At 42.4% G+C, this 8,220-nt stretch carries 10 protein-coding genes; 4 read left to right on the forward strand and 6 right to left on the reverse strand.

Going from position 1 to position 8,220, the window contains the following annotated elements:
* The 3 genes from ACEW80_RS17645 to ACEW80_RS17655 all read right to left on the reverse strand — a co-directional run.
* Window positions 1-699 (reverse strand): aminotransferase class I/II-fold pyridoxal phosphate-dependent enzyme (locus tag ACEW80_RS17645; RefSeq protein ID WP_373527849.1); only part of this gene is annotated, 699 nt, incomplete at its 3' end.
* Between the two features lie 42 nt (window positions 700-741).
* Window positions 742-1,374 (reverse strand): Holliday junction branch migration protein RuvA, encoded by a 633-nt coding sequence (gene ruvA, locus ACEW80_RS17650; RefSeq protein WP_373527840.1) that lies wholly within the window; start codon window positions 1,372-1,374, stop codon window positions 742-744.
* The gene (locus ACEW80_RS17655; protein WP_373527841.1) at window positions 1,371-2,132 is read right to left on the reverse strand and encodes a sucrose-phosphate phosphatase; all 762 of its coding nucleotides are present in this window, start codon (window positions 2,130-2,132) and stop codon (window positions 1,371-1,373) included. Before ACEW80_RS17655 ends, ruvA begins: the two co-directional genes overlap by 4 nt.
* A 319-nt stretch (window positions 2,133-2,451) precedes the next feature.
* On the opposite strand from ACEW80_RS17655, the gene ACEW80_RS17660 reads away from it, so the two are divergent.
* The 4 genes from ACEW80_RS17660 to ACEW80_RS17675 all read left to right on the forward strand — a co-directional run bounded on the left by ACEW80_RS17660 (window position 2,452) and on the right by ACEW80_RS17675 (window position 4,550).
* Complete coding sequence (locus tag ACEW80_RS17660) at window positions 2,452-2,748, forward strand: hypothetical protein (protein WP_373527842.1); 297 nt, start codon at window positions 2,452-2,454, stop codon at window positions 2,746-2,748.
* A 12-nt stretch (window positions 2,749-2,760) separates the two neighbouring features.
* Window positions 2,761-3,468: a Uma2 family endonuclease gene (locus ACEW80_RS17665; protein WP_373527843.1), complete on the forward strand. Its 708-nt coding sequence runs from the start codon at window positions 2,761-2,763 to the stop codon at window positions 3,466-3,468.
* Between the two features lie 439 nt (window positions 3,469-3,907).
* Complete coding sequence (locus ACEW80_RS17670; RefSeq protein WP_373527844.1) at window positions 3,908-4,135, forward strand: hypothetical protein; 228 nt, start codon at window positions 3,908-3,910, stop codon at window positions 4,133-4,135.
* 16 nt (window positions 4,136-4,151) lie between these two features.
* Window positions 4,152-4,550 carry a type II toxin-antitoxin system VapC family toxin gene (locus tag ACEW80_RS17675; RefSeq protein WP_373527845.1) on the forward strand — a complete coding sequence of 133 codons (399 nt, stop codon included), beginning with the start codon at window positions 4,152-4,154 and terminating at the stop codon, window positions 4,548-4,550.
* A gap of 163 nt (window positions 4,551-4,713) precedes the next feature.
* Here ACEW80_RS17675 and ACEW80_RS17680 read toward each other — a convergent pair whose 3' ends face one another.
* The 3 genes from ACEW80_RS17680 to ACEW80_RS17690 all read right to left on the reverse strand — a co-directional run.
* Window positions 4,714-5,385, reverse strand: a complete 672-nt coding sequence (locus tag ACEW80_RS17680) for a DUF4926 domain-containing protein (RefSeq protein WP_373527846.1) — start codon at window positions 5,383-5,385, stop codon at window positions 4,714-4,716.
* Between the two features lie 5 nt (window positions 5,386-5,390).
* Window positions 5,391-5,726: a DUF6883 domain-containing protein gene (locus tag ACEW80_RS17685; RefSeq protein WP_373527847.1), complete on the reverse strand. Its 336-nt coding sequence runs from the start codon at window positions 5,724-5,726 to the stop codon at window positions 5,391-5,393.
* Window positions 5,723-8,220 (reverse strand): COR domain-containing protein (locus tag ACEW80_RS17690; protein WP_373527848.1); only part of this gene is annotated, 2,498 nt, incomplete at its 5' end. The genes ACEW80_RS17685 and ACEW80_RS17690, both read right to left, overlap by 4 nt.

Consider the following 8,220-nt stretch of genomic DNA (forward strand, 5'->3'; position numbering starts at 1 on the left):
TAACGGCTTTCCCGTACATCCAAAATGTTCGACACACCCAGCGCCAGTTTTTCCTAGTACCCCAGTGGCATGAGCTTCATCCACTAGCAGCATACAGCTAAACTCATCAGCAAGCTCTAACAGTGCGGGCATTGGACATAAATCGCCATCCATACTAAAGACGCTATCAGTAAGAATCAAACAGCGTCGGTAGTTTTGCCGCTGTTGACTTAACTGAGTTTTGAGTACTGCAACATTACAGTGCGGATATTCCACAACTGCTGCACCACTGAGAATTGCTCCATTTTTCAAACTGGAATGATTGTATTGGTCGGATAAAATTAAATCACGTTTGCCTACAAGGGCGGTAATTGCACCCAAATTGGCTAGATACCCGGAACTAAATATCAAGGCATCTTCTGTTTGTTTGGTAGATGCGATCGCCTTTTCTAACTCTCTGTGTAATTCTCGATGCCCACTGAGTAATCTAGAGCCAGTACTCCCAGTGCCAAATTCTTCAATAGCAGCAGTTGCCGCTGCTATTAAACGCTGATCCCCCGCAAGTCCTAAATAGTCATTGCTGGCAAAATTAATTACCTCTTGTCCAGCTAAAACTACCGTCGCACCTGGGCGACCGTGGATCGTTTGTACTGAACGATACCAGTCTGCCCGATGAATTGTTGCTAGAGATTCATCTAGCCAGGCATAAGGGTTGGGCATTGGGTATTGGGCATTGGGCATTGGGCATTGGGCATTGGGCATTTAAACTTGTTCGCTGCTGAGATGAGCGATAGCTTGTTTAATCCAGTCTTCGACATAGGCATCTTTGGGTAATCCAATGTCTTCACTGACTACGTGCAGGGCATGACTGACTTCATGGGCAGTATATCCCAGGGCGAAGAGGGTCATTTGAACCTCTTCGAGAATTCCGGGGGCTGGGCCACCTGTGGCGACGAAGAACCCGGCTGATTTGCGCCACTCGACTAATTTGCTTTTCAGTTCCAAACAGATGCGTTCGGCAATTTTTTTACCAACACCGGGAGCTTGAATTAAGATTTGGGTATTGCCAGCGATAATTGCTTGGACTAAATCTGGTAATTCTAAAGTGTCCAATAGGGCGATCGCTAAGGCTGCACCAACACCGCTAACCGTCAACAAGTGGCGGAATAAATCGCGTTCTGCTGGCGAAGCAAAACCATATAGAAACGGCACTTCTTCACGAATTTGAAAATGGGTAAAAATTTGCGCCACTCCTCCCGACTCTGGCAAATGGTTTGCTAGGCGTTGAGGAACTTGCAAATCATACCCTAAGCCATTCACTTCCAAAGTCAGGATCACGCGATTAGCGCCAACTGTTTGGATACCAGCAACAAGACCTTTAAGATAACTAATCATTCTAATAGACCAAAATATTTCAAACCTTCGATAATTCCACCTGCACAAAAACTTTTTGCCAGGTAGCGGTAGTCAGAGGGATGCTCATCGTGCCATTGGAGTAACTCTTTACGGGCATTCCCCACAATGATTCCCCGTTCGTTGCCTACAGCAAATAAAGCAATATCATTACCTGAATCACCACAGACAACTGTTTGTTCTGCTGCAAATTTCCACTTTTGACGTAAAAACTGCATTGCCTGACCTTTATCGCTGCTATGGGGTACAATGTCAAGGTCAATCCCGCTACTGTAGATTAACTTTACATTTAATTTATTTTTCTGCAACTCTGCTTCAAGTTGTGGGAGAACATTTGTAGATGAATCTTGTTCTAAAAAAAAGCTCACTTTAAAGGGACGTTGTTCTGAATCTGGTTGCCGAACTAACTCACGGTATTTTCTAGTGATAGATAATACAGTTTCCCGTTCCCATCCCGGAGAGAGGATTTCTGACCAATCTGAGTCGGGAGTATCACTACCATCGAGGTAAATTTCTGTACCCACAGAAAGGACGAGGGCATCCGGTTGTAAAAGATTTTTTTGAGCTTGGAGTTCTTTGTAAAGTACAGGCGATCGCCCAGTAGCATAAACGATTTTCGTGCCGTATTCTTGGCGATGTTGACTGAGCAGTTGATTTAGTTCTGGTAAATCGCTGTCATTGCCCACGGTGCGATACACCAGGGTATCATCCAAGTCTGTTACAAAAAGAAATTTAGCCATAACCACCTTTTATGCTTTGCTTTACATCAAAAAGTTTATGTCCTTTTTGTACTTATCTTATAGATGTAGTCTTAATACTGTTGGGTTAACCTTAAAAAATAAAAATGTGTAGGTTGGGTTGAGGAACGAAACCCAACAAACCCCGCAAAATGTTGGGTTTCGCAAAGCCTCAACTCAACCTACGAATATTCTTAACTAATGTTTAAATTTGAGCAATGTCTACGTCTCTTTGGCTTAATGCACTACGATACAATTAATTTCACCACCTCTACCGCCTGCTTTCGCATCTCTAAAAACTTTTAACATATTCAGAAGGTGTATGAGTGATATCGCTAAACAGTGGGAGAAGTTAAAGCAGAATCTTCCTATTGGACACAAATTTTATGGCGAGGTTATAAGTATTAAGCCTTTTGGTGTTTTTGTGTACCTTGGCTATCAAATCATTGAGGGTTACAAACTAAGCGGAATTATAGATATTGGTACAAAACCCGATTGTGATTCATCTGGTTTACCCACGGACACTTCTTTGTGGCCACAAGTTGGTCAACGAGTCCATTGCAAAGTGATCGCTTATCGGGAATACAATCAGGAAGTAGATTTAAGATTGGTTCAATAGAAAATAACTATTGTGGTCAACACGTCTCCACAACATCCGACTTCAAGCAATTCTACCTCATACATTCTGCCACTTGAGAATGGCGATCGCCTGACTCGTCCAGAATTTGAGCGTCGCTACAATGCCATGCCTAATGTCAAGAAAGCCGAATTGATTGAAGGAGTCGTCTACGTGGCATCACCTTTGCGCTTTGAACCACACGCCGAACCGCATGGTAATTTAATGATTTGGCTGGGAATTTATAAAGTAGCTACGCCTGGGGTAAGACTGGGCGATAATCCAACTGTGCGGCTAGATTTAGATAATGAACCTCAGCCTGATGCCATTTTGTTAATTGATGCAGCGTGTGGCGGATCATCTCATCTGGGTAGTGATGGTTACGTGGAAGGTGCGCCAGAATTAGTAGTAGAAGTTGCCGCCAGTAGTGCTAGCAAAGATTTGCATGATAAAAAACGTGCCTATCGCCGCAATAGCATTCAAGAATATATTGTTTGGCAGGTTTTTGATCGCACTGTTAGTTGGTTCAGCTTGCAAAATGGTGAATACGTAGCACTGATCCCAAATGCGTCAGGTATAATTCAAAGTCTAGTGTTTCCAGGATTGTGGCTTGATGTATCAGCATTGGTTGCGGGAAATATGCAACAGGTGTTAGCAGTGTTGGAGAAAGGGCTAAGTTCAGTTGAACATCAAGCGTTTATTCAGCAGTTGAACAATAGCTGATTTACAATACCTTTGTTATTTCGGAGAACCCATTTGTTATTTTGGGGAACCCATTTGTGATTTTGGGGAACCCATTTGTGATTTTGGGGAACCCATTTGTGATTTTGGGGAACCCATTTGTGATTTCGGAGAACCCATTTGTGATTTCGGAGAACCCATTTGTGATTTTGGGGAACCCATTTGTGATTTTGGGGAACCCATTTGTGATTTCGGAGAACCCATTTGTTATTTTGGCGAGCGCTAGTTGAATTCTCATCAAATCAAAGGCGGGCATCATTTCAAGCTATGCGATGGTCGCTTTGCGAACCGGCGAAGCCATCGTGCCATTCACAACTAATTTTACAGCATACAGAAGGTTTTGAGTCTGTCAAATTTTAGCTAAAATGTTCTAGTGCGATGGTTTATTCGTGATCGCTCAAGTTACTTAACACAACCCATTATGTTACAAACAATTCAAGGAATATACAGGAACGGCAAAATTGAATTAGCTGAAGTCCCACAAAATATTACTGAAAGCCAAGTTTTTGTAACTTTTTTAACTTCTAAATCAGTCAGTTTAGATAGTCAGCTTATGTCTTTTGGTATGTTTTCAGGTTCTCAGCAATCTACTGAGTCTGATTTCAAAGATGCTGAGTTTCATAGCGATGCTGACGAGGATCTGAGTTAGACATGAATCTATTAACATGAAATATATACTTGATACCCATGCCCTAATCTGGTTTTTAGAAGGTAATTCTCGTTTAAGCCCTATTGTAAAAGCTATTCTTTCCGATGCAACCAGTGAATTAATTTTGCCTGCGATCGCTTTGGCGGAGTCGGTATGGATCGTTATTCGTGGTAAAACTTCAATTCCTTCTGTTGATGCCTTGTTAAAGGTTGTTAAGAATGATAAACGAGTTTTTATACATCCACTGGATTCTGATGTCATTGAAAAAAGTGTAGAACTAACCTCTATCAATGAAATGCACGATCGCCAAATTGTATCAACAGCTTTAGTTGTAGAGAGTCAAGGAAATCAAGTAGCTTTATTAACTTGCGATCAAAATATTTTTGCTGCAAAGTTGGTAACAATTATTTGGTAATTATTTTACTTTGCGATCGCTAGTTCAATTCTCATCAAATCAAAGGCGGGCATCATTTCAAGCTATGCGATCGCCTAAAAGTTATTGATGAATAGCGATCGCTTATTTTTTCTTTAATTGCTGTAAAGCTTAAATTTGCGATCGCCCCTGGAGTGAGAAAAGTCTATTTAACAGGGGGAAGCTTTAGTTCTATGCCTACTTTGCTTCCTATTTCCAGAACATTGTTTGTAAAGTCTGTCATACCTGCGATCGGGGCAGCGACTACAGTAGCAGCAGTTAGTAAAGCTACTAGACGCTTTTGGAGTTTGGGTAAATTGCGTTCTTTTTCTGGCTTTTGAATTTCTACTTCTACATCATCAATATCAATGATCATGTCGTCGTGGGTTTCTCGTGGAAATTGGGCAGCAGTTTGGCGTAAGTTGCCGATCAGTTGCATTAGTTCTGCTACGCTTGCGCCGCTTATTTGATTAAGGTTGCTTACTGTGGCTTGGGCTTGGTTTTGAGCGACAAATCCAATAGTTGCGTTGTTGAAGTCATTTTCGTTTTTATCACCTTGGATTTTATCACCTGCAACATTATCGCCTTTGCCGTATTGATGGATGTTATTAGACATAGTTTTTAGGGGTTTGTAATGGAGTTTTAGGAGTTGATGGGCTGGTAAGGCTTGCATGGCATAGGTTTGACCGTCATCATCGCTAAATTCTACTTCGTATACTTCGGGGGCAAGGATTTCGACAATGGTTCCCACTTGACCTGCAAGGAGGTTATGTTCGGATAAGGGAGTTTTAAGTGCAACAATATCTAATAAATTGAGTTTGTTTGGGGTCGCAAGCATGAGCATTACCTCAAAATATAGCAACTAACGAGACGGGGAAAATCTTCGGTGGGGTGGACGATCCAAGTTGTGCGAATGTTAGCAGTGTTTTGGTTGCGGGTGATAGAGAAATCGACGATATAGCGTTGACCATATTCATCTAACAGGCTGGGAATCGCTTCATAATTCTGAATCGCATCTTGGATTAGCAGTTGCAAAATTTCTGCATCATCCCTACCTAAATCTAGAATAGCGGCAAACAGTCTGGCTTTGTGCTTTCCGCGATCGTGTTGGGAGTTGAGGCTATAGTTTTGCAGTTTGTTGCGATCGATAAACGCTAATTCAAAGTTGGGTAACTTCATCCTGTTTTATTGCCTTCGACCCGATCGCCAGCAATATTATCGCCTTCTCCATGTTGGTTAAAGGTTTTAGAACGGCGATCGCTAACATTAACATTAACTGTAAGAGGTGAGTCATCTGTTTCTATATCAATAAATCGATCGTCTTTAAAATTTCTTTGACGCATTCCAATGTCTTCATAGCCATCTAAAAGTTGACGCAAATCAAGTTTGAGCTTGAGTTCACCAATAATTTTATGGGTTTCTCCCATCTCTTCGAGTCCGAGTAGTTCTGAGTATTTGAGCGGATCGTGTTTGGGATGGTTGGGGACGGGAACCCATTCGGTGATTTCGAGATTGGGGAGGGTTTTGTGGATTTTTTTGAAGACATCGCGGAGAATGCCGAGAAATAAGCGGCGGGTTTCTTTACGTCCGCTAATGGTTATGAAGATTTTTTTGTCTTCGGGATCGGCTTTGATCCGAGCGATGTTGTAGATTTCGTTGTTTTCTTGATATTGCAGCATTACGCCACTGCGCCAATAGATTTGCTTATAGATTTTTTCGTGGGTGTTGACGATGAAGCGGGAAATGATGCTTTCGGGGAGAACTTTGTAATGGTATTGAAATTCAAGGGTTTCGCCTTCTAGTTCTGTTTCGTCTGGTTGGTCTTTGGGCAGAAGTCCGGCAATCAAAAATTGTGGTGGGTAACATTCTAGTGCAAAGCCAAGCTCGAATTCCTTCATTAGTTCGATTAGATAGCCATGACGCTGGGTGGGATAGCGCTCTGGGTCAAGGATACGGATGAGATCGGCGGGGGTGAAAATGCCTTTGGTTTTAGTTTTGAGGTTTTCATCGCTCAGGAGCGCGTAAATGCCTTCTGTCACCCAGTTGGGTTTGAGAACGTTGGTATCTTTGAGGATGGGATGATCGCGGAAATTGAGAACTAAGCCAAGTCGATGGAGGAGATCGATGAGTTGATCTTGGTTTTGTTCTTCGAGAATTTTATTTTCGTGGCAGATGCCGATGTAGCGGTTGTAGCTGATGAAGTCTTCAGTCATGGATTCGAGTTGTTGTTTAACCTCAAACCATGTCAAGGGTAGAAGGTCGTAGACTTCTTTGAGTTTGCCGACTTGCTTCAAAATGGCGGTGCGAAGTTCATCAATGCCGATATTGTCTTGGCAGGAGGTTTCGATAATGTCTTGAATGTTAGGATATTTTTCGCGTAATGCCTTGCGGTTGATGTCGAGGGGTTGTTCGTCTTTTTTGTTGCCAACGATAATCACGGGGGACTGTCCGCCGAAGCTTTCGATTAGTTTTAGCCAATATTCGATGCGGTTTTCTTCTTCGCTGGTGCGACAATTACAAACTAGGAGATAGAGGCTGCGCTTAGTCAGAAAAAATTGATGGGTAGCATGATAAATTTCCTGTCCGCCAAAGTCCCAAACATTGAGGCGGATGTCTTTGCTATTGACCTGCACGTTCCAAGTTTCTACATTGAGTCCGTCGGTTTGAGGTTGATTTTTATCATATTTATTGTGGATTAGTCGCTCGATAAGCGATGTTTTGCCGACGCTACCTTGTCCGATGAGCAAGAGTTTGGCTTCGTTGAGTGGACGCACTTCACCGCTACGGAGTAATCGCAAGTAATTGAAAATATCTTCAACTGAACCAACATCATAAGAAGATCCTAAAATCTCTGGTGAAATAGGAAGCGGATTTCCCCGTAAATCTAGTGTTTCCAATTTTGGCAAACTTTCGATCGCCTCTGGAATCTGGGTTATTTGGTTGTTATAGAGGATAAGCTGCGTCAGATTGGTTAAATTAGTGATCGCCTCTGGAATCTGGGTTATTTGGTTGTTACTGAGGTCAAGCCTAGTTAGATCGGTTAAATTAGCGATCGCCTCTGGAATCTGCGTAATTTGGTTGGAACGGAGGTCAAGCGTAGTCAGATTGGTTAAATTGGTGATCGCCTCTGGGATCTGGGTTATTTGGTTGAAATAGAGGATAAGCTGCGTCAGATTGGTTAATTTAGTGATCGCCTCTGGAATCTGGGTTATTTGGTTGTTATGGAGGTCAAGGCTTGTCAGATTGGTTAATTTAGCGATCGCCTCTGGAATCTGGGTTATTTGGTTGTCATTGAGGATAAGCTGCGTCAGATTGGTTAATTTAGCGATTGCCTCTGGAATCTGGGTTATTTGGTTGTCATTGAGGATAAGCTGCGTCAGATTGGTTAAATTAGCGATCTCCTCTGGAATCTGGGTTATTTGGTTGTCACTGAGGATAAGCTGCGTCAGATTGGTTAAATTAGCGATCGCCTCTGGAATCTGGGTTATTTTGTTGCGACTGAGGACAAGCTGCGTCAGATTGATTAATTTAGCGATCGCCTCTGGAATCTGGGTTATTTTGTTGCGACGGAGGTCAAGCTGCGTCAGATTGGTTAATTTAGTGATCGCCTCTGGAATCTGGGTTATTTGGTTGTTATGGAGGTCAAGGCTTGTCAGATTGGTTAATTTAGCGA

Origin of the sequence: Nostoc sp. (assembly GCF_041747015.1) — a bacterium.
In the GTDB taxonomy this organism is placed as follows: domain Bacteria; phylum Cyanobacteriota; class Cyanobacteriia; order Cyanobacteriales; family Nostocaceae; genus Nostoc.